The sequence below is a fragment of the Alistipes intestinihominis genome (genome assembly GCF_040095975.1).
Lineage (GTDB): Bacteria > Bacteroidota > Bacteroidia > Bacteroidales > Rikenellaceae > Alistipes > Alistipes senegalensis.
In genome coordinates this window covers 15401-34268 of the sequence record NZ_JBBMFL010000013.1, presented here as the reverse complement: position 1 = coordinate 34268, position 18868 = coordinate 15401, and the positions used below count along the sequence as shown (strand labels likewise).

At 61.7% G+C, this 18868-nt stretch carries 13 protein-coding genes and 1 tRNA gene; 3 read left to right on the top strand and 11 right to left on the bottom strand.

The features are described 5' to 3' along the window. Window positions 1-18: 18 nt before the first annotated feature. The 7 genes from WMO46_RS10955 to WMO46_RS10925 form a co-directional block, all read right to left on the bottom strand. A complete protein-coding gene (locus WMO46_RS10955) occupies window positions 19-750 on the bottom strand; it encodes a TonB-dependent receptor plug domain-containing protein (RefSeq protein ID WP_349094366.1) in 732 nt (243 codons plus the stop codon). A gap of 323 nt (window positions 751-1073) precedes the next feature. After that, on the bottom strand, window positions 1074-2303 hold the full coding sequence (locus WMO46_RS10950) for a glycoside hydrolase family 88/105 protein (RefSeq protein ID WP_349094365.1): 1230 nt from the start codon (window positions 2301-2303) through the stop codon (window positions 1074-1076). After that, window positions 2300-6673: a hybrid sensor histidine kinase/response regulator transcription factor gene (locus WMO46_RS10945; RefSeq protein ID WP_349094364.1), complete on the bottom strand. Its 4374-nt coding sequence runs from the start codon at window positions 6671-6673 to the stop codon at window positions 2300-2302. The genes WMO46_RS10950 and WMO46_RS10945 overlap by 4 nt, the downstream gene beginning before the upstream one ends. Before the next feature lie 141 nt (window positions 6674-6814). After that, window positions 6815-8437: a pectinesterase family protein gene (locus WMO46_RS10940; RefSeq protein ID WP_349094363.1), complete on the bottom strand. Its 1623-nt coding sequence runs from the start codon at window positions 8435-8437 to the stop codon at window positions 6815-6817. 24 nt (window positions 8438-8461) lie between these two features. After that, entirely contained in the window at window positions 8462-10294 is a 1833-nt protein-coding gene (locus WMO46_RS10935) for a pectate lyase (RefSeq protein ID WP_349094361.1), read from the bottom strand. A gap of 32 nt (window positions 10295-10326) precedes the next feature. Further along, window positions 10327-12006, bottom strand: coding sequence for a glycoside hydrolase family 28 protein (locus WMO46_RS10930; RefSeq protein WP_349094359.1), 1680 nt, complete (start codon window positions 12004-12006; stop codon window positions 10327-10329). Window positions 12007-12124: 118 nt separating this feature from the next. After that, entirely contained in the window at window positions 12125-13300 is a 1176-nt protein-coding gene (locus WMO46_RS10925; protein ID WP_349094358.1) for a DUF4861 family protein, read from the bottom strand. 196 nt (window positions 13301-13496) lie between these two features. On the opposite strand from WMO46_RS10925, the gene WMO46_RS10920 reads away from it, so the two are divergent. Continuing rightward, window positions 13497-13588: transfer RNA gene (locus WMO46_RS10920), tRNA-Ser, on the top strand. A 51-nt stretch (window positions 13589-13639) separates the two neighbouring features. Next, complete coding sequence (locus WMO46_RS10915) at window positions 13640-14203, top strand: hypothetical protein (protein ID WP_276714591.1); 564 nt, start codon at window positions 13640-13642, stop codon at window positions 14201-14203. Between the two features lie 15 nt (window positions 14204-14218). On the opposite strand, the gene WMO46_RS10910 is transcribed toward WMO46_RS10915, so the two are convergent. The 4 genes from WMO46_RS10910 to WMO46_RS10895 form a co-directional block, all read right to left on the bottom strand. After that, on the bottom strand, window positions 14219-14980 hold the full coding sequence (locus WMO46_RS10910; RefSeq protein WP_349094357.1) for a TIGR03915 family putative DNA repair protein: 762 nt from the start codon (window positions 14978-14980) through the stop codon (window positions 14219-14221). 5 nt (window positions 14981-14985) lie between these two features. Beyond that, the gene (locus WMO46_RS10905; protein WP_276762558.1) at window positions 14986-16245 is read right to left on the bottom strand and encodes a putative DNA modification/repair radical SAM protein; all 1260 of its coding nucleotides are present in this window, start codon (window positions 16243-16245) and stop codon (window positions 14986-14988) included. A 174-nt stretch (window positions 16246-16419) separates the two neighbouring features. Continuing rightward, on the bottom strand, window positions 16420-16737 hold the full coding sequence (locus tag WMO46_RS10900; protein ID WP_019149972.1) for an RNA recognition motif domain-containing protein: 318 nt from the start codon (window positions 16735-16737) through the stop codon (window positions 16420-16422). Window positions 16738-16772: 35 nt separating this feature from the next. Next, window positions 16773-17219 (bottom strand): cold-shock protein, encoded by a 447-nt coding sequence (locus tag WMO46_RS10895; protein ID WP_129650244.1) that lies wholly within the window; start codon window positions 17217-17219, stop codon window positions 16773-16775. 370 nt (window positions 17220-17589) lie between these two features. On the opposite strand from WMO46_RS10895, the gene WMO46_RS10890 reads away from it, so the two are divergent. Then, complete coding sequence (locus tag WMO46_RS10890; RefSeq protein WP_207209364.1) at window positions 17590-18852, top strand: porin; 1263 nt, start codon at window positions 17590-17592, stop codon at window positions 18850-18852. The last annotated feature ends 16 nt before the right edge of the window (window positions 18853-18868 follow it).

Here is an 18868-nt window from a genome sequence, read left to right as displayed (position 1 = left end):
GGCGATGTCCTTGAAACCCTAGTATACATTATAATTGACGTTGACCTTGCCTTTCTCGCCGCTCTTGGTGGTGATGAGCACGACGCCGTTGGCACCGCGCGAACCGTAGATGGCCGTCGAGAAAGCGTCTTTCAGAATGTCGATCGACTGGATCTCCGACGAGGAAATGTCGCTGATGCTCTCCACCGGGAAGCCATCGACGATGTAGAGCGGCGCTCCGTCGGATGAGAACGTGCCCGCACCGCGGACGCGGATGCGGATCTCAGCGTCGGGGTCGCCCTCCGTGGCGGTGATCTGCACGCCGGCCATGCGTCCCGTCATCGCCTCGGCCACCGAGGCCACGGGCATCTGCTGGAGCGTCTCGGCGTTGACCGAGGCGACCGATCCGACCACGTCGCGGCGCTTCACGGTGGCATAGCCCACGACCACCACGTCGTCCAAGGCCGTCGATTCGTCTTCGAGCGTCACGTCGATCTGCGTCTTGCTGCCGATGGCGATGCGCTGCGTCTTCATGCCGATATAGGAGATCACCAGCGTCTTCTTCGAGGCGTCGGGCACATTGAGCGACCACTGGCCATCGACACCCGAGCTCGCTCCCAGAGTCGAACCCTCGACGATCACCGAAGCTCCGACAACCGGTTTGCCCGCCGAATCCTTGACGGTTCCTCCGATTTTCTGGGCCACGGCCGCGGAAGCCAGACCCACTCCCAGCAGGAACGTCAGGGCGAACTTTAGAGTAAAGCTTTTCATATAAAAGGTTTTGGTTAATAATTAGGTTTCGTCTTCCGTAAAAAGGGACATTTCCCTATACAAAAGTAAATTGCCCCGAAGGATTCGATTGGTAATTTTTATCACTTCTCATGGATAATTTGTCAACCCCTGCCGAACGGCCCTCCGAAGTCGCGGGAAAGGGAAAACGGGGCAAAAAATCCTCCTTGTCGGGAGGATTTTTTCCGGAAGAAATTTTCAGAACGGCCCTCAGCCGGGCGCAGAACCGGATCGGAAACGCATCAACGAACGGCCGCCCCTAAAACCCGGCTCTTAGCCGGGCGCAGAACCGGACCGGAAACGCATCAACGAACGGCCGCCCCTGAATCCCGGCTCTTAGCCGGGAGGGAGTATTCCAGAGATGCCCAGATGAAGGGCCCCACACCCTTGCAGTCGTTGTCGATCACCGGTTCGGAGATGTAATATTCGAACGTCCCGCTGCGCATCCCTTTGCCGCCCAGCCCGGCCACCGAGCAGCAGTCGGTCAGCGAGATAGTACCGTCGGGATTCTCCTTCACGAAACGGTCCACGAATTTTTCATACAGCCGTCGCGCCTCGGCGCCCATCTCCGCAGGCAGGTAACCCAGCCGCACGCCTTTGAGCATGGCATAGACGAACATCGCCGAGGCGGTCGATTCGAGGTAGTTGCCTTCGCGGCCCGGCTGGTCGAGCACCTGATACCACATCCCGGTCGCGGGATCGGCATACTCGGGCAGCACCTCGTAGATATAGTTCAGTATGTCGATCATCGGGAGCGTCGTGTCGTTCACCCCGAGGTATTGCAGCGTCTCGACGATGGCCATGACGTACCACCCCATCGCCCGGCCCCAGGCGTGCGCGGACTGGCCCGTGGTCTTGTCGCACCAGAACATCTCGCGCGACACGTCGCAGGCGTGGCGGTAGAGCTTCGTCGCCGGATCAAAGGTATGCGCGGCCGCCGCAACGAACTGGTTCACGATGTCATCGACGGCCTTTTCGTATTCGACTCCGGAGAGGTTCCTCGCGGCATATTCGGCATAAAACGGCTCGGCCATGTAAAGCCCGTCGAGCCACATCTGATGCGGATAGACCTCCTTGTGCCAGAATCCGCCGTCGTCGTTGCGGGGCTGCTCCCGCAGCTGCGCGAAGAGCGTGTCGAGCGCTGTTTTATAGCGCACGTCGCCCGTGCGGTCGTACAGCGCGAACAGCGCACGCCCCGGACAGACGTGGTCGAGATTGTATTTCGACTTCTTGTAGGTCAGCACGCTCCCGTCGGGCTGCACGATGGAGTCGTAATAGCGCAGCGCATAGTCGAAGAAATCGGGACGGTCGTACGCCTCGCCTGCGTCCATCATGGCCAGCAGTTCGAGTCCCGTGGTGTAGTTCCACTTGATTTTGCCGGCGGGGATACCGTCGAGCGTCATGGGCGAGGGGTTGCGGGCGATCTCGCTCTCGACCATGCGGACGGCGAGCGGCGTGGCGGAATCGTAGAGGTGTCCGCGCGAGGCGCAGGCGGCGGCCAGCACGCACAGGGCAGGTATCAGCAATCGTTTCATGCGGTTTTGGTCTCTTGGTTTTCTTTCAGGTTATGGGTTTTGAGGTATTCGGCGGGCGACATGTGGTACTGCTCGCGGAAACAGCGGCTGAAATAGCCCGGATCGGAGAAACCCACCTTGTAGGCCACCTCCGACACGGAGAACTGCCCCGTGCGCAGCAAAAGTTTCGACTTGGTGATGCGGTACTCCTTGATGAGCTCGACGGGCGATTTTCCGGTGAGGCTCTTGAGCTTGTTGTACATCGTCGTGCGGCCCAGCCCGAGGTGCGAGGCCAGCTGGTCGATCGTGAGCTCCGAATTCTCGACGTTCTCGCCCAGCCATGCCATCACGTTCTTCATAAACTCCTCGTCGCGGTCCGTGACGACGACATCTTCGACGACCAGCTCCGCGATCTTGTTGCGCGCCGACTGCGACGAGAACTTCTCGAAGAGCTTGCGCCGCTGGGTCAGCAGATTGTCGATGCGGGCCAGCAGCAGTTCGATGCTGAACGGCTTGGTGATGTAGCCGTCGGCGCCGAACTCCATGGCCTTCACCCGGTCGTCGGGCGAATGGCGGGCCGTGAGCATCACGATCGGGATGTGGCTCATCGTGAAGTCGTGGCGCACCTTGTCGATCAGTTCGATGCCGTCCATGCGGGGCATCATCAGGTCGGTGACGACGATGTCGGGCATCTCGCTGCGGATCTTTTCGAGCGCCTCGACCCCGTCGTCGGCCTCGACGACATGGTAGGTGTCGATCAGACTGTTGTACATGAAGATGCGCAGTTCGCGGTTGTCCTCCACGAGCAGAATCTTCTGGGCATCCTTCGGCGGCTGCACGTCGTTGCGGCGCTGGCTGTCGGCGGGCGTGAAGTCGCTGATCATATAGTCGTTGCGGCGGTCGCCCGTCCCGGCTCCCGAGAAGTCGATCTGCTCCATGCCGAAATGGGCGTTGCCGAGGCAGAGCTTCACGGTGAAGGCGGAGCCCTCGCCCGGACGGCTCTCGACCGAGATTTCACCGTGGTGCAGGGCCACGATGTCGCGGCACAGCGAGAGCCCGATGCCCGACCCCTTCATGTTGCTGTCCACGGCGCGCGAAGCCTGCGCGAAGCGTTCGAAGATCATCCCCTGCTTGTCTTTCGGGATACCGATGCCCGTGTCGCGGACCGTGAGCAGCACACACTCCTCCTCTTCGCGCAGCGAAAGTATCGCTTCGATCCGTCCGCCGTTGGGCGTGAATTTCAGAGCGTTGGACAACAGATTATAGACCACGCTCTCCATGCGTTCGATATCGACCCACACCAGCACGGAACGGCGCGAAACGGTGAACAGCAGTTCGATCCGGCGCTCGGCGGCCAGTTCGCGGAAATCGTCGATGGCATCCTCGACCAGCGGCACGAGGTCTACGCGCGAGATTTTCAGCTCCATCTTGTCCTTGACGATCTTGCGGAAATCGAGCAGCTGGTTGATGAGCGTCAGCATGCGCTTGGCGTTGCGGTGGGCCAGCGTGAGGCTGCTCTCGCCGCGGGGCGAAAGCTCATCGTGTTTCCGTGCATCCTCGATGCCGCCCAGAATGAGCGTCAGCGGCGTGCGCAGTTCATGGGAGATGTTGGTGAAGAAGCGCAGCTTCAGGTCGGTCATGTTCTGCTCGACGCTCGCCTCGCGGCGGATGCGGATGACCGAACCGGCGATGCGGAATGCCACGGCGACGACGGCCAGCGCCAGCAGCACGTAGAGCGTCTTGGCCCACCAGGTGAGCCAAGGGGGGGGGAGCACCTCGACCCCAATCGTGATCCCCTCGCCGGCCGCATCGGCATTGCCGACGAAAGCCTTGACGTGGAGCGTGTAACGGCCGATCGGGACGTTGGAATAGGTCGCCCGGTTTGTGTTTCCCGAGATATTCCAGTCCTGGTCGTAGCCCTCCAGCTTGTACATATAGCCCACGATGTGCTGAATGGCGAAATTCAGCGAGGCGAACTCCATGCGGAAATTCGAGAAATTGTAGGGCAGAACGATGCGGTCGGCCTCGGTCACCGACTCCGCAAGCGGCGAGCGGCGTCCCGCGGCGACGGGTTTGTTGCGCACGTCGAGCCCCGTGAAACGCAGCTCGTAGTCGATTTTCGCGGCGCGAACCTCGTCGGGATCGAAGCGGTAGAGGTGGCGGCCGCTGCCGAAGAGCACGTCGCCCTGCGGTGCGGTGAGCGCCGTGGCCTCGCTGAAAACCGCGTTGCGCATGTTGTCGTAGAGGTAGTAGTTCGAGAAAATTCCGCGCCGCGGATCGAAGCGCGACACGGCGTTGTGGGTCGAGACCCACAGGTCGCCCTGCCGGTCCTCGGTCAGGGCCATGCAGATGTTGCCGGCCAAGCCGGCCGTCTTGTCGTAACAGCGGAAGCGGGGCATCCCCTCACCGTCATAGCCCGAAATCAGGTTCAGCCCGCCGCCGAAGGTCGCCAGCCAGATGCGCCCCTCCGAATCGCGGAGCATCTGGATGATGTCGTTGTTGCCCAGCGACTCCGCATCGCCCGGAATCTTCTGCACCAGCCGGAAGCGTATCAGCTTGGCGCTGGCTCCCGGATCGAAGACCAGCAGTCCATCGACCGTGGCGGCGAACATCCGGTCGGGACGGTCGTAAAGCAGCCACCGCACGCGCCCCGCCTCGTCCAGCGGATAGTGCGTCATCAGGTTGCCGGCGTGGACGAAGCAATGCCCGGCAGGGTCTTCCAGCAGGTTGATGCCTCCGCCGTAGGTCGCCACCCAGATACGGCCCGCGCCGTCCTCCTCGACACAATAGACCTGATCGTCGCTGAGCGACCAAGCATCCGCCTCGGAATGGGTGAAATGCGTGACTTTATAGCCGCCGCCCTCGGGCGTCATGCGGTAGAGGCCCTCGCCCTTGGTACCGACCCAGATGTTGCCCGAGGAGTCCTCCTTCAGGGCGTAAATCATGCCCGTGCCCCGGCGGCCCTGCGCGGGAAGCGTGTAGACGGGTTTGTTCGCGGCGTCGAAGGCGATCAGCTCGCCGTCGCGCGTGCCGACCCACATCCGGTCCCGGCTGTCGGTCATCAGGGCGCGTATCTCGCCCGAAAGCGGATTCGGGGATTTCGAGTCGAGGGTGAAGACCTCGGCGGGCTGGCGCAGGATCACCGCTTTGCGCAAGCCGCGCTCGTGGTAGGTCGAGAGCCACAGCACGTCGTCGCGCACGTCGAAACGCACGACAGCGTTGGTCATCTGGCAGTTGGGGAGTTTGGGATCGTTGTAGAAAGGTTCTACCTCGTCGCGGTCGCGGTCGTAGTAGCCGAAGCCCCAGTTGTTCATCTTGATCCACAGCAGGCCGCCGCCCTCGGCGATCTTGGTCAGGGTGTCGATGTTGTAGGAGACGGTGTAGGGCTGCTGTTCGAAATGCTTGTAATCGTCCGTCGCGGGGTTGTAGCGCGTAATGCCCGTCTCGGCCGAAGTCACCCACACGATGCCGTGGGAGTCGGCCGCCAGATCGCGGATACGGCGCGGACGCGCCCCTTTGGGATTCAGCCGCGCCAGCCGGTCGCCCGACACGCGGTAGAGTTCCCCCGAACGGCTGCCGGCATAGACCGTCCTGCGCACCGAGTCGGCGACGATGGCCGTGAGCGGAGCGCCGCCGCCCGGCAGACGCGTAACGTCGCCGTTCTTGCGTCCGGCACGGACCACCTCGTCCGCCGTGGCGCAGTAGACATAGTCGGCATCGGCCGTAAACGAGAAAGCCGGGGAGGCCGTTTCGCAGAGCGGGCGGGCGGTCTGTTCCCCGGCGGCGACCCGGTTCAGGCGTCCGTCAGCCGTGGCGATCCAAGCGTCGCCTCCATTGTCGACATACATCGCCGTGACATCCCCGCCCAGTACCGGGGCGTCGAAAAAGGCGTCGATGCGCACGGGCGACGCGTCGTCGGCATCGCCGAAACGCGCCACGCCCAGTCCGGCAATGGCCACCCATGTGCCGCCGCGACCGTCGTGCAGGCAGTGTGTCATGCGGTAGTGCTGCGAATCGACGCCCTCGACGAGCGATACCACGTCCTCGAACTGCTCGGTATAGCGGTTGAGCCGGTAGACATGGAAATTATAGGTCGTGAACCAGAGGTGTCCGTTCGAATCCTCGCTCACGGAGATGAAGCGGTGGTGCGACAGGGGCGAGAAATCGCCCGGCGTGGTGCTGAAATTCTTGAAGGTGTATCCGTCGAAACGGCTGACGCCGTACCATGTGCAGACCCACACGAATCCGCGCGAATCGGTATAGATGTCGGCGATACGGTCGTGCGTCATTCCGTCCAGCGTGGAGTAGGTCTGGAAAAGGCACTGCGGAGGCGTCGCCCGGGCGATCGGAACGGTGGCGAGCAGCAAAAGGGTCAGCAACAGTCGTTTCATAGTAAATTAAACAAATCCGGTCTTCCCAATATAGCAAAAAGGACGGACATTTCCAAAATCGAATTGCGCGCAGTGCGGCAAAACGGTCCGACACATAAAAGTGTCGTTACGACACCAATATACGAAAAATCGGATTCCAAGCTATTTTTCAAAGGCCGCAAGCACCTGCCGGGCCTCTTTTTCCGTGAGCTGCCGCGACCATTTCACGCGGCTGCGGGGAGCGGCGCCGGGACCTTCGGAGGCATATTCGGCATAAAAGACCGTTTTTCGCGCATGCGGTTTCGACCAGTCGTGCCACCCTTCGGGCAGGATATGCGCACCCATTTCGCAGCCGATGAAGACCGTCTGCGCATGATCGCGCCACGGACGCCCCAGCCAGCAGCGCGTGACGCCCCCGGCGGCGGTCAGGCGGCACCCCTCGAAGATCAGCCCGCAAGCCTGTCCCCGGCAGGTCGAGGCCGCCGTGATGTAGGAATCGGCCTTCGAACGGATCTCGCAGCGGCGGAACAACGCCGCAGCCGAGCCAAAAATGAAATCGGTCGTCCCCTCGACGTAGCAGTCGTCGAAACGGATGCGGGCATTCTCCGCGACGCTCTCCCCGTCGCGGTTGCCGACGCCGTAGAGGTAGAGTGTGTCCTGATTGCCCAGGAAACGGCAGCCGATGAAGTGCAGACCGGTGCCGAGGCACTGCACGGCGACCGCCTGCCCCACTCTTCCAGCGGCGTTTTCGAACGCAATGTTCCGCACCGTCCAGCCGTCGCCGCCGAAATAGACGGTCGAGGAGCCCGAAGTGCCCAGCGGCCGCCCGGTGGGTCCGGTCTTCGCGGCGTAATCGTCCCATGTGAGTTTCACCTCGCCTCGGCCCTCCAGCACGACATTGCGCTTGGTGGCGGGGACGACGATCTTCTCGCGGTAAGTGCCTTCGCAGACCAGAATGCGGGTCGTGTCGCGGCAGAAGTCGGGAACGGCGGCCACGGCCTCCGCCAGCGAGAGAAAATCCCCCGAGCCGTCCTGCGCCACCACGAAATCGGAGGGTTTCAGCCGGCGGCCCAGTTCAGGAATCAGCTCCGGAAGCTGTGCGGCGATCATCCGCGCCACGGCGCGGGCGCCGCGGACGTTGAAATGGGTGTCGTCCTGCCGCCCGTCGGGCCAGCGGGGATTGGTTCCCGGCGCGACCCACATATAGCAGGCTTTCGACGCTTCGTCCCCGAGCTGCGACACCCATTCGCGGGTCAGCCGCTCGGCGTCGATCAGAACTGCATCGGCTTCGGCGGCCACACGCCGCACGACGGCGGCATAGGGCGCATGGGTGTCGTCCGGCACACCGTCGGTGAAGCGGCGGCGCACGACGGGCGTCAGCAGAACCGGCACGGCTCCCCTCGCGCGCGTCTCGTCCGCATAGCGGCGCAGGTTCGCGGCATACTGTTCCGGAGAGGCGTAGCGGGCCGAATCGACCTGTTTCTGGTCGTTGTGCCCGAACTGGATGAAAACGTAGTCGCCCGGCCGCAATTCGTCGCAAACGCGCTGCCACCGTCCCTCGTCGCGGAACGACTTGGTGGAACGACCGTTGACCGCATGGTTGCGGATCGTGACCGAGCCGTCGAACAAGGGCTGGAACAACTGTCCCCACCCCCGCTCGGGATTCTGTTTCGAGAGCTCCTTCGTGGCGCAGGTCGAATCACCGATCAGGTGGACGCGCAGGTTCCCTCCGCAGGCGGCAAACGCAAGCAACAGACAGATCGTCAGCAGAAAAGCACGTTTCATCTCAGGTTGCGATTCAGGCGGTTTCTATTCCAAGGCAGTATAGCTGCCGCCGACGGTCTGCGCGGCGGAAATCTCCCGGACGAGGAAATGGAAATAGACCTCGATATTGGGATAGATGCCCTGCGGGTCGAGCGTCGTGGCGTCGGCGTCGGAGGCGTCGTTCGGGTCGAGCCCCAGCAGCGTTTCGTAATAGTCGGGGATGCCGTCGCCGTCGCTGTCGGTCGCAGCGCGCCGCTTCTCCTCGTCGGTGGCCGTGAGTTCGGGCCAACCGCCGACCGCCGACTGCGAGTCGATAATGCCGCCCGTCGAACCGTTGCCGCCGTCGGGGAAGGTGGCCGTGCCGCTGCGGGCATCGGTCTCGGCGCGCTTGTCCACGGCATCGCGGCTGAGCGAAGCTCCGGCATATTTCAGCACGACATCGAAAGCATCGGCGGCGCTGTGGGTCGTGGTGTGGCAGACCTGCGTATCGTCGAACCTGACCGGAAGCAGATTCGCCTGCCGCATGGTCGAAGCATTGCCCACGCCGCTTCCGTCATGCAGATAGATCCCGTCCCAATTGTCGGCATTGATGGCCGAAGCATACGCCCCCGCGTGATAGTTGCCCAGAACGTAGAGCCGGGGATAATCGTACTGCGTATCCGTGGTGGCATAAAGCGAGTTGGCATCGAGGAAATAGTTGCGCTGCTTCGAAGCCGGGCCGGGCTTGTAGTAGTTGTTCACGATATTGAACCAACCGCCCTCGCCGCCGTAGGTCGAATTATCGTTCCAGTTGTAAATCACGTTGTTGCGGTAATCCACATTCCCGCGGTGAGTCGAAAGATAGCTGTCGTAAATCTCGGGATGGTCGATGCGGGCGTTGCGGCTCTTGTTGTGAGCCAGCAGGTTATGGTGGAACGAGGCATTCTTGCCGCCCCAGATGCCGCCATAGCCGTGGCTGCCCTTGGGATGCCCCGAATTGTTGAGACTCTCGGAAAGCAGGCACCACTGCATCGTGAAATTACGGTTGGCGTAAAACGACGCGCATTCGTCCATCGACCACGACATCGAACAATGGTCGAGGATGATATTCTCGTGGTAACGCCCCCAGATACAGTCCTCCTGCGGTTTGGCGGCATCCTTGGTCGTATCGCCCAGACGGAAACGGACATAGCGGATAATCACGTTGTCGGCATCGACGCGCACGGTGTAGTCGCGCAGGCAGACGCCGTCGCCCGGGGCGGTCTGGCCGGCGATGGTCAGATCTCCGTTTTGAATGCGCAGATCACTCAGCAATTCGATCGTTCCCGCCACGTCGAAGACGACGATGCGTTTGCCCGAAGCCTCGACGGCCTCGCGCAGCGACCCGGCGCCAGAATCATTGAGATTGGTGACGTGCCAGACCTTACCGCCGCGGCCGCCCGTCGTGTACATGCCGCCGCCCTCAGCACCCGGGAAGGCGCGCAGCACCCCGTCGTTCTCGTTGGCCAGGGGAAGCCCCAGCTCCGTATCCGGATCGACGGGCGAACCGCCGTCCGAGAAGACGACCTCGTCGCAGAAGGCAGAATCCTGCCATTCGGCCGAACCGAGCGGCGCCACGGCGCGCACCCGGAAACGGTAGGTCACCCCCTGCTCCAGCTCGAAGCGCTGGGAGGTGAGGCTCGTCGTGGCCGATTTGACAGGCGCGGCGGCATCGCCGGCATAGAGTTCGAAAGCGAAGCGCACGGCTTCGACCTGTGCGGAGATCGACCAGCGCACGGTGGCCGTCCGGCCGGAGACCGAATACGTAACGTCGGGAACGGGCAGGGTTTTCCGTTCGGGGTCCGCCTCGGCGGAATCGCCGCCGCATCCGGCAGCAAACGCCAGAAAAGCGGGCAGCATATATAAAAACAGATTGCGTATCATGGGATCAGCTATTTGATAACGACATAACGGGCCGCGCTTCCGGAAAGGTCCGCATTTTCCCCGGTGATCTGTGCCGAGGCGACGGCGATGCCGCGGTTGCGGCTGCCCGTCACGACCAGGGCACGCTCCATACCCTCGGAGGTCACGAAACCTTCGGCACGGAGGTTCTTGACGTTGTTGAGCATCAGCGCAGGCCCCCGCTCGGGGATGATCTGCACGTTGCGCAGCACAACGTCCGAAGATTCGTTGATCCGGGCCCCGGTCTCGGCATAAATAAAGGTATTCTCGACGGTCACGTGCTCGACGTTCATCTCCGGCAGACCGTTGAAATACATCGCGCGGCGGGCTCCGCGGCACCGGACATCGCGGATACGGATGTTGCGGAACGCAGGCGTGGTCTCGTCAACAGCCTTGGGCGCAAGGTCGGTGGGCTCGGCTTCCGGCCCCTCCGCAAGCGCCTCGGAGGCCGATTTGCCGCCGTAGAAAAGGTCGAACAGCAGCGGTTCCTGCAAGATGTCGTTCATGGAAATATCCTCGATCCAGATGCGCTCCACCACCCCGCCGCGGCCGCGCGTGGACTTGAAGCGCAGCCCCACGTCGGTACCCGAAAAGACGCAGTTCGAAACCCGGACGTTGCGCACGCCGCCCGACATCTCGCTGCCGACGACGAAGCCACCGTGGCCGTGGAAGACGATGCAGTTATCGACGAGGATGTTCTCACACGGAATGCCCCGGTCGCGGCCCGCCTTGTCCTTGCCGCTCTTGATGCAGATGCCGTCGTCGCCCACGTCGAAGCGCGAACCAGTCAGCACGACGTTGCGGCACGACTCGATGTCGATGCCGTCGCTGTTCTGCGCGTAGTCGGGACAGCGGACCGTAATATCGTTGACGATCAGATTGGTGCACATCGCCGGATGGATGTTCCAGCAGGGGGAGTTCTGGAAGGTGACGCCCTCCAGCAGGACGTTTTCGCAGTTGTGGATGGCGACCAGGACCGGACGCAGGAAATCGCGCATGCGTTCGAAATCGGCGCGCGTCGCGGCCCACGTCGAGACGTTCTGATCAGCGCCCGAGGTGGCCCCGAAACGGTAACTTTCCGAGGGATACCACGTCTTTCCGTCGTCGGAGAGCACGCCGCCGCTCTGCACCAGCTCCTTCCACTGACGGGGATTGAGCTTGTCCCTCTTCACGGCACGCCACGCATCGCCGTTCCCGTCGATCACGCCGCAGCCCGTGACGGCCACGTTCCGGACGCCGCGGGCCGACAGCGGCGACTGGCAGCGCAGGGTGTTGAGCCCCTCGAAGGTGGTCTCGACCAGCGGATAGAGCGACTTGTCGTCGCTGAAAACGATCACGGCATTCTGCCCGACATGGAGTTCGATATTGTCTTTCAACACGATGGGCCCCGTGAGCCAGACGCCCTCGGGGACATCCACACGACCGCCTCCGAGGGCCGCAAGGGCGTCGATGGCATCGGCGAAGGCCGCCGTATTGAGCGCATGGCCGTCGCCCACGCCGCCGAAGTCGGCGATGCAGACCGTACGGTCGGGAATCGCAGGCCGCGGAACATGCGGCATTTCGAACGGCCGGTCGCCGAAGGAGGAATCCGGCTGCGGGGTGCGGGCCCGGCAATCCGCGGCCGTAACCAGGATCGCCGCCGCACAGATCGTCACAAATTTCAGGTTCATAAAAAAGGCAGTTTTATCGTATACTTAAAATTTCCGGAATTTCAGGTATACAAAAGTAAACTGCCTCAGTCTATCGGACCGGGATTTTTTGACGCAAACGATGTACTTTTCTTCAAAACTACCGAATCCGCGAAACCACGGCCGCCGTGCAGGCCGCACGGACCGACTCCGCAAGCTCCTCGGCGCACTCCGCGTCGCTGCGGCCTTCGAGCCATTCGCTCTTGCGCCAGCGCGTGTCGAACACGTAGTCGATGTGTCCGCGGGCGTCGGGCACGAGCTGGAAAAGATAGCTGGTCTTGTCGTCGATCTGCGAAACCGCCTGCTCCTGCGGCACGGCGACAGCCAGCCCGACGCGCTCTTTCTCCCATTTCAGGGTGTCGTTCTCGGGGTAATCCTGCCCGAAAGCGACGATGATGCCGTCCTGCCTGCAAACCCGGTTTTCGGCCATCTTCATCACGCCCGTCGTGAAAACGAGCCCCTCGGAATCGCCCTCGATGCGGTTCTCGACCTGCACGTCGCTGTGTCCGGCGTAGAGGATGTAGCGCGAAGTCATGTCGATCTCGCGGCCTCCGTATCTCCACCCTTCGACCCGCATCTCGACGATCGTGCGGACGGGGCCTTTGGCCAGTATGCGGGCCTCGCGGCGGCTGAAATCGGCGATGTGGACCATCTTCTTCTTCCCGGCGTCCCAGCCTTTGAGCGTCCCCACGCCCACCGAGCCGAAGACCCGCAGGTTGTCGTGCCCGTAACCGGCGGCCAGCTGCTCGTCCGAAGGATACCACATCGTCTCGGCCAGCTCCAGCCGGGGCCGTTTCTTGCCGTAGGTGTCGATGGTCTGCTTGTTGTCGAAGTAGATGCGGTAGGCGGCGTACTCCGATTCGAAAGCCGGACCGTGGTGGTGGAGCTTGTGATACATATCGTTCTGCGTCGAGGAGAGCGTATCCGCCGCCCGCAGGCTCTTATCCGGATTTTTCAACCACATCTGGGCATGCACGCGGCTTTTGAACACCCGCTTGTCGGGCGCCGAGGAATAAACGACCCGGAAATCCCGCGCTCCGGAGATGTCGGCGACGAAGACCAGCTCGCCCAGCCGTTCGTCCAGCTGGGAGGGGATTTGCCGCGAGCCTTCGGACGACACGACGGCGCTTCGGGCCCACCCGGGCACATCCCGGATCACAACCGGACATTCGGGCCGCGAACCCGCGACCGTCACGCGGTAACTGCATTTCAAAGTTCTGGCACTCAGGGTGCAGAGGGCGCCGAGAGCCAGTAAAAGGGCGAAAATCCGTTTCATGCCATTTCTGTTTTTCAATGATTCGTTCGGGTCCGGCACAGCGGCACACCATTTATAATATATGCGGCGACAGGGATTCGAAACGCACCCGAAGATTTATGCAAATATATAAATTTTGGCCGCAATTCTTTGTATTTCCCCAAAAAGATTCTATATTTGCACACCCTTTCGGAGTTAACGGCCGCGAGGCGTGACCGGAGAGGTGGGTGAGTGGCTGAAACCACCGGTTTGCTAAACCGACGTACGGGGTAACCCGTACCACGAGTTCGAATCTCGTCCTCTCCGCCAAGGAATCCTGCAAATAGATGTTTGCGGGATTTTCATTTTCAGACCGTCTTCATGGGCAACCGACTGTCGAATATCCTGCGTCTTTCCGCAACGGCGCTCCTGCTGGTGGCAGGAGTTTACGGTTATATCTGCTACGAGAAAACCCGGATCGTCTGGTGGCTGCCCGTCGCCGCAGCCGTCGGCGGAGCCGTGGTCACGATGCCGCTCCTCTCCCGGCTGTGGAGCCGGCTGACGGGCCTCGACGACCCGGGGATGAACCGGCTGTGCCACCTGCTCGGAATCGGAGCCGTCCTCTATTTCCTCTTCATGGGCGGCAACTGCCTGCTGGCGGACCCGGCGTCGGAATACGGCGAACAGATCACCGTCACGGAGAAAATCCGCAAAGTGCGTCATCAGCGCCACCGGATCGGCCACCGTTCGGTGCCGGGCCGGACTTACGAGGTCTTCTACCTGCGGATCGAGTTCGCCGACGGCATGCGCCGGAAGATACAGGTGCCGTCCTCGGTCTACAACTCCTGCCGGGAGAATCACTCCAAAACTGTCACCATGCGGCGCGGATTCTTCGGATTCCCCGTAATCGGGCGTTTCAGTCCCCCGGACAAACCGCAGAATTAACCTCCCTGCCGGCATTCACTCCATTTCGGTCAGGTGTTTCCAGTAACGGCGCGGCATCATGCGGCGCTGCAAGCGTTCGTTCGTCCGCTGGGGAATGGCCAGCGCCCGGAAATAACTCTTCCACAAGAGCTGGAACCGCCGCTCGTCCTCGGCAAGCCACTCGTCGGCGAGTTTGTCGGCGATCATCCCCCGGTCGTCCTCCAGCGTGACGCGGCGCGCCGAGGCGCCGTCGTAATAGTATCCGTAATCGCGTTTGCGGTCGTAGATAAGCCACCGTTGGTCGGCGAAGCGGTCGGTGAAATAGTCGAGGGCGAGCGGCAGGGCATCGTGCTCAGGGGTGACGGCGGCGAAATAGGTGCCGTCGGCGGCCTTTTGCAACCGCACGAACTGCTTCATGCGTTCGCGTTCGTGGGAAACCCGAAGCGCCAGCCGGTGCAGGGCCTTCATGTCGGGATCGGCCTGGTCGGCGACGACTCCCCCGCCCTCGTCGAAAACACGCCGCAGGCAGCGCAGCATCAGCAGGTCGCCCCCGGTCTGCTCCCCGTGCCAGGCATAGACGAACATCGAACGGGCGCGGGCGATGAGCCGCCGTTCGAGCCCCCGCCACACGCGGGAAGCGTGGGCTTCGTCGGTCACGACATCGTGGACGCGCTCCGTGAAGAGCGGCTCGGGCTCCCCGGGGCCGATCAGCGCCTCGGGAAACACGTGCAGCGAATAGGCGTCGAACACGGCCGACAGCAGCCCGTCGAAAGTTTTATCGTAACGAAATACCAGCATGGGCGTCAAAACAGGGTCAATTGGCCCTCATTTTTATCGGATTTACGCCGCTGCGGGGCGGTGAGCAGGCGGCGCACCTGCTCCGGGCGGAGTTCGTTGACACCCTGCCCCGAGGTGAGTTCGCGGCAGAGGATGAAATACTGCGCCTTCTTCATCACCACGCCGATCTGTCGCAGCGACTGCTGCGTCAGCGTCCGGTAGCGGCGCGAAGTGACGATCAGCCGTGCCGACTTGACCCCGATGCCCGGCACGCGCAACAACATCTCGTAGTCGGCGCGGTTGACATCAACCGGGAAAAATTCGGGATGCCGCAGGGCCCAGGCCAGCTTGGGGTCGATCTCCAGATCGAGGCGCGGAGTGCGCTCGTCGGCGATCTCGTCGGCCCGGAATCCGTAGAAGCGCATCAGCCAGTCGGCCTGATAGAGCCGGTTTTCGCGCACGAGGGGCGCCTTGTCCAGCGCGGGCAGCCGTTTGTCGTAGGGATTCACCGGGATGAAGCCCGAATAGTAGACGCGCTTCATCGTAGGCCGGGCGTAGAGCGACGACGACAGCAGCAGAATGTCGCGGTCGCTTTCGTCGGTGGCCCCGACGATCATCTGCGTGCTCTGCCCCGCGGGCGCGAAGCGCGGCGCATGGCGGAAGCGGGTGCGCTCCTCGGCGCTCTGCAACACCCCCTGCTGGATGTAGCTCATCGGGCGGTAGATGCTCTCGTAGCTCTTGTCGGGAGCCAGCAGCCGCAGGTTGCGTTCGGTGGGGATCTCGATATTGACGCTCATGCGGTCGGCATAGCGCCCGGCCTCGGCGACGAGTTCGGGACTGGCCCCGGGAATGCTTTTCAGGTGGATATAGCCGTTGAAACGATGCACCGTGCGCAGGTCGCGGGCCACGCGGACCATGCGCTCCATCGTGTAGTCGGGATTGCGGACGACGCCCGACGAGAGGAACAGCCCCTCGATGTAGTTGCGGCGGAAAAACTCGATCGTCAGCTCGGTCAGCTCGCCGGGAGTGAAGGCGGCGCGCGGAATGTCGTTGCTGCGGCGGTTGATGCAGTAGGCGCAGTCGTAGATGCAGACGTTGGTGAGCATGATCTTCAACAGCGAGACGCAACGTCCGTCGGCCGTGAAGGAGTGGCAGATGCCCCACCCCGCCGTACTGCCCACATCGCCCGGACGGCTGCGGCGCGTGACGCCGCTCGACGCGCACGAAACGTCGTATTTGGCCGATTCGGCCAGCACCTTGAGTTTTTCCAGCACGGTCGCTTTCATGGCGGCAAGATATCGCTTTTTTTCGAAAAACACCGAAGCCCCGGTCCGCAATTTTCCGCCGTCGATCCGATGTCGCTGTGTGCGTGGCGAATAAAAAAACGAGGCGGTATGCACCGTCTCGTTCGTATGGGTCGAGGGGAAAATTCCCCGAAGATCGTTCTCTGTCGGACTCGTTTAGAATCTCCGTCCGCGGCTGCCGCCGCCGTAACCGCCGCCACGGCTGCCGCCGAAACCGCCCGAAGGCCGCTCCTCGCGGGGACGGGCCTCGTTCACGGTGATCGTCTGCCCCTCGAAGCTGGCGCCGTTGAGCTGTTCCATCGCTTTCCGAGCCTGGTCGTCGTCGGGCATTTCGACAAAGCCGAAACCGCGCGAACGCCCCGTTTCCCGGTCAGTGATGACGTTGGCCGAAGCGACTTCGCCAAACTGTGCGAATAAATTCCCTAAGCCTTCACTGCTCGTGCCCCAGCTCAGATGCGAAACATAAATGTTCATTCTGCTAAAAATTAAAATAAAAGTTAAAAAAGTGCCTATTTGTCGATTATGGCTATTCGTACTGCGTTCATGCCGCGTGTGCCGCGCTCAAGTTCGAAGGCCACCCGGTCGCCCTCGGCAATCCCCGCCGGAGCGTTGGTGACGTGGAAAAAGTATTTTTCGCCGTCCGAGGCGTCCTTGATGAAACCGTACCCCTTCGAAGAGGTGAAATACTCCACCCGTCCGCTCAGGGGCTCTTCGGCCCCGGTCTCCGTCCGCCGGGGCACCGAAACCTCGATTTCGGAGAGGTCGATCTCCGCCCTCGGCCCCACGTCCTGCGGCGAGGCATGAAGCACGCCGTTTTCATCGACGTAAGCCAGCATATCCTCGAAACTGCGGCTGCCGGCGCTCATGCGCTCCTCCTTTTTCTTCTGCTTGTCCTGACGCTTTGTCTGTTTAAGTTTTTCTCGTTCTCGCTTTCCCGATGTAATTCGTTTGGCCATTCAATCTGTTTGTTTATTTGCGGATTCGGAAAACAACCGCGACTCGCCGCAAACGCGCCGCCAACAACAAAAGAGCAGGAAATGAGGTCGATTTTGAGAATTGAGGAAACTGCGATACGCGCAGTTGTCAGACACTTACCAAAGAAGATTCAAAACGAAACTCGATTGTTTTCGGTACAAACATACACATTTTATTCCACAAATCCTATTTTTTACGTTTTTTCTCGCATATCCGGAATTGCGGAAGCCGCGATTTCAAGTTTATTTCAGATTTCAGCCCCAATTTTGCAGCGGAAACCCGGGCGCGTGCACATTTTTTGTATTTTTGTCCGGCGTGTCCCCGAAAAGAGAACGAACAGAAAATCCGATGATGAAAAAATTACCGATCCTGCTCCTCCTGCTCGCCGCCTGCTGGTCGCCGGCCGCAGCCCGGGAGCCGCAATCCCGAACCGTCCAGCCGCAGACCGAAATCATTACGGCCGACTCGACCTACGAACTGATCGAGCAGCTGCGCAACATGCCCAACATCGAGGTGGGCAAGGGCATCACCTTCCGACCCAAAAACAAATGGTTCGAACTGACGATGCGTTTCCGGATGCAGAACCTGCTGTCGCTGTCGTTCGACGACGATTTCACCCTCACCAAGACCGACGCCCGCGTGAAACGGCTCCGCCTGCGGTTCGACGGCTACATCTATTCGCCCAAGCTGGTCTACTCGGTCCAGCTGGGATTCACCGGCTACGACACCGAGGTGCTGCCCAACGGAAACATGAACATCGTGCGCGACGCCATCGTCTACTACGTCCCGAGCGCCAAATGGAACATCGGGTTCGGACAGACCAAGATCAAAGCCAACCGCGCGCGGATCAACTCGTCGAGCGCCCTGCAATTCGTCGATCGCAGCATCGTCAACAGCGAATTCAACCTCGACCGCGACTTCGGGTTCTTCGGCGAGTACAACCTCGACCGCAAGAGCGGCTTCGACCTCTCGGCCAAAGGCTCCGTGACGCTCGGCGAAGGCCGCAACTGGGGCAGCTCGTCGAACGGAGGGATGGCCTACACGGGGCGTCTGGAACTCTACCCGCTGGGGCGCTTCTCGGCCAAGGGCGACCTGCTGGAAGGCGATTTCGACTTCGAGGAACGCCCCCGCATCCTGATCGCCGGGGCCTACTCCTACAACCACAAGGCTTCGCGCCTGAAAGGCCAGCGGGGCGGAATCATGCCCGACGACGCCACACGCGACATAGGCTCCTACTTCGCCGACTTCATCCTCAAATACCGCGGATTCGCGTTCTACACCGATTATATGGGGCGCACCTGCGACGAACCGCTGTTCGACAGCGACCGGAATGCCTTCGTGTACAGCGGGCAGGGCCTCAACATCCAGGCCAGCTACCTGTTCCGGAACAAATGGGAAGTGGCCCTGCGCAACTCGACGCTCTTCCCCGAGGAGAAGGTGCAGCCGCTGGCCGGATACCGGAACTGGAACCAGACCACGCTGGGCGTCACGCGCTACATCATCGGCCACAGTCTGAAAGTGCAGGCCGACATGTCGTACAACACCCGCAGCCGGTCCGCAGACCCGAATTACAACCGTTGGGAAATCCGGTTCCAGCTGGAGCTGGGACTCTGACAGAGAAACGCCCGGG

What these genes read in the sequence shown, in the direction of transcription:
- WMO46_RS10890 (WP_207209364.1), top strand. Translation starts at nt 17,590, where the DNA reads ATGAAAAAATTACCGATCCTGCTCCTCCTGCTCGCCGCCTGCTGGTCG.
- WMO46_RS10895 (WP_129650244.1), bottom strand. Translation starts at nt 17,219, where the DNA reads ATGGCCAAACGAATTACATCGGGAAAGCGAGAACGAGAAAAACTTAAA.
- WMO46_RS10915 (WP_276714591.1), top strand. Translation starts at nt 13,640, where the DNA reads ATGGGCAACCGACTGTCGAATATCCTGCGTCTTTCCGCAACGGCGCTC.
- WMO46_RS10940 (WP_349094363.1), bottom strand. Translation starts at nt 8,437, where the DNA reads ATGAAACGTGCTTTTCTGCTGACGATCTGTCTGTTGCTTGCGTTTGCC.
- WMO46_RS10905 (WP_276762558.1), bottom strand. Translation starts at nt 16,245, where the DNA reads ATGAAAGCGACCGTGCTGGAAAAACTCAAGGTGCTGGCCGAATCGGCC.
- WMO46_RS10910 (WP_349094357.1), bottom strand. Translation starts at nt 14,980, where the DNA reads ATGCTGGTATTTCGTTACGATAAAACTTTCGACGGGCTGCTGTCGGCC.
- WMO46_RS10935 (WP_349094361.1), bottom strand. Translation starts at nt 10,294, where the DNA reads ATGCTGCCCGCTTTTCTGGCGTTTGCTGCCGGATGCGGCGGCGATTCC.
- WMO46_RS10950 (WP_349094365.1), bottom strand. Translation starts at nt 2,303, where the DNA reads ATGAAACGATTGCTGATACCTGCCCTGTGCGTGCTGGCCGCCGCCTGC.
- WMO46_RS10955 (WP_349094366.1), bottom strand. Translation starts at nt 750, where the DNA reads ATGAAAAGCTTTACTCTAAAGTTCGCCCTGACGTTCCTGCTGGGAGTG.
- WMO46_RS10945 (WP_349094364.1), bottom strand. Translation starts at nt 6,673, where the DNA reads ATGAAACGACTGTTGCTGACCCTTTTGCTGCTCGCCACCGTTCCGATC.
- WMO46_RS10900 (WP_019149972.1), bottom strand. Translation starts at nt 16,737, where the DNA reads ATGAACATTTATGTTTCGCATCTGAGCTGGGGCACGAGCAGTGAAGGC.
- WMO46_RS10930 (WP_349094359.1), bottom strand. Translation starts at nt 12,006, where the DNA reads ATGAACCTGAAATTTGTGACGATCTGTGCGGCGGCGATCCTGGTTACG.
- WMO46_RS10925 (WP_349094358.1), bottom strand. Translation starts at nt 13,300, where the DNA reads ATGAAACGGATTTTCGCCCTTTTACTGGCTCTCGGCGCCCTCTGCACC.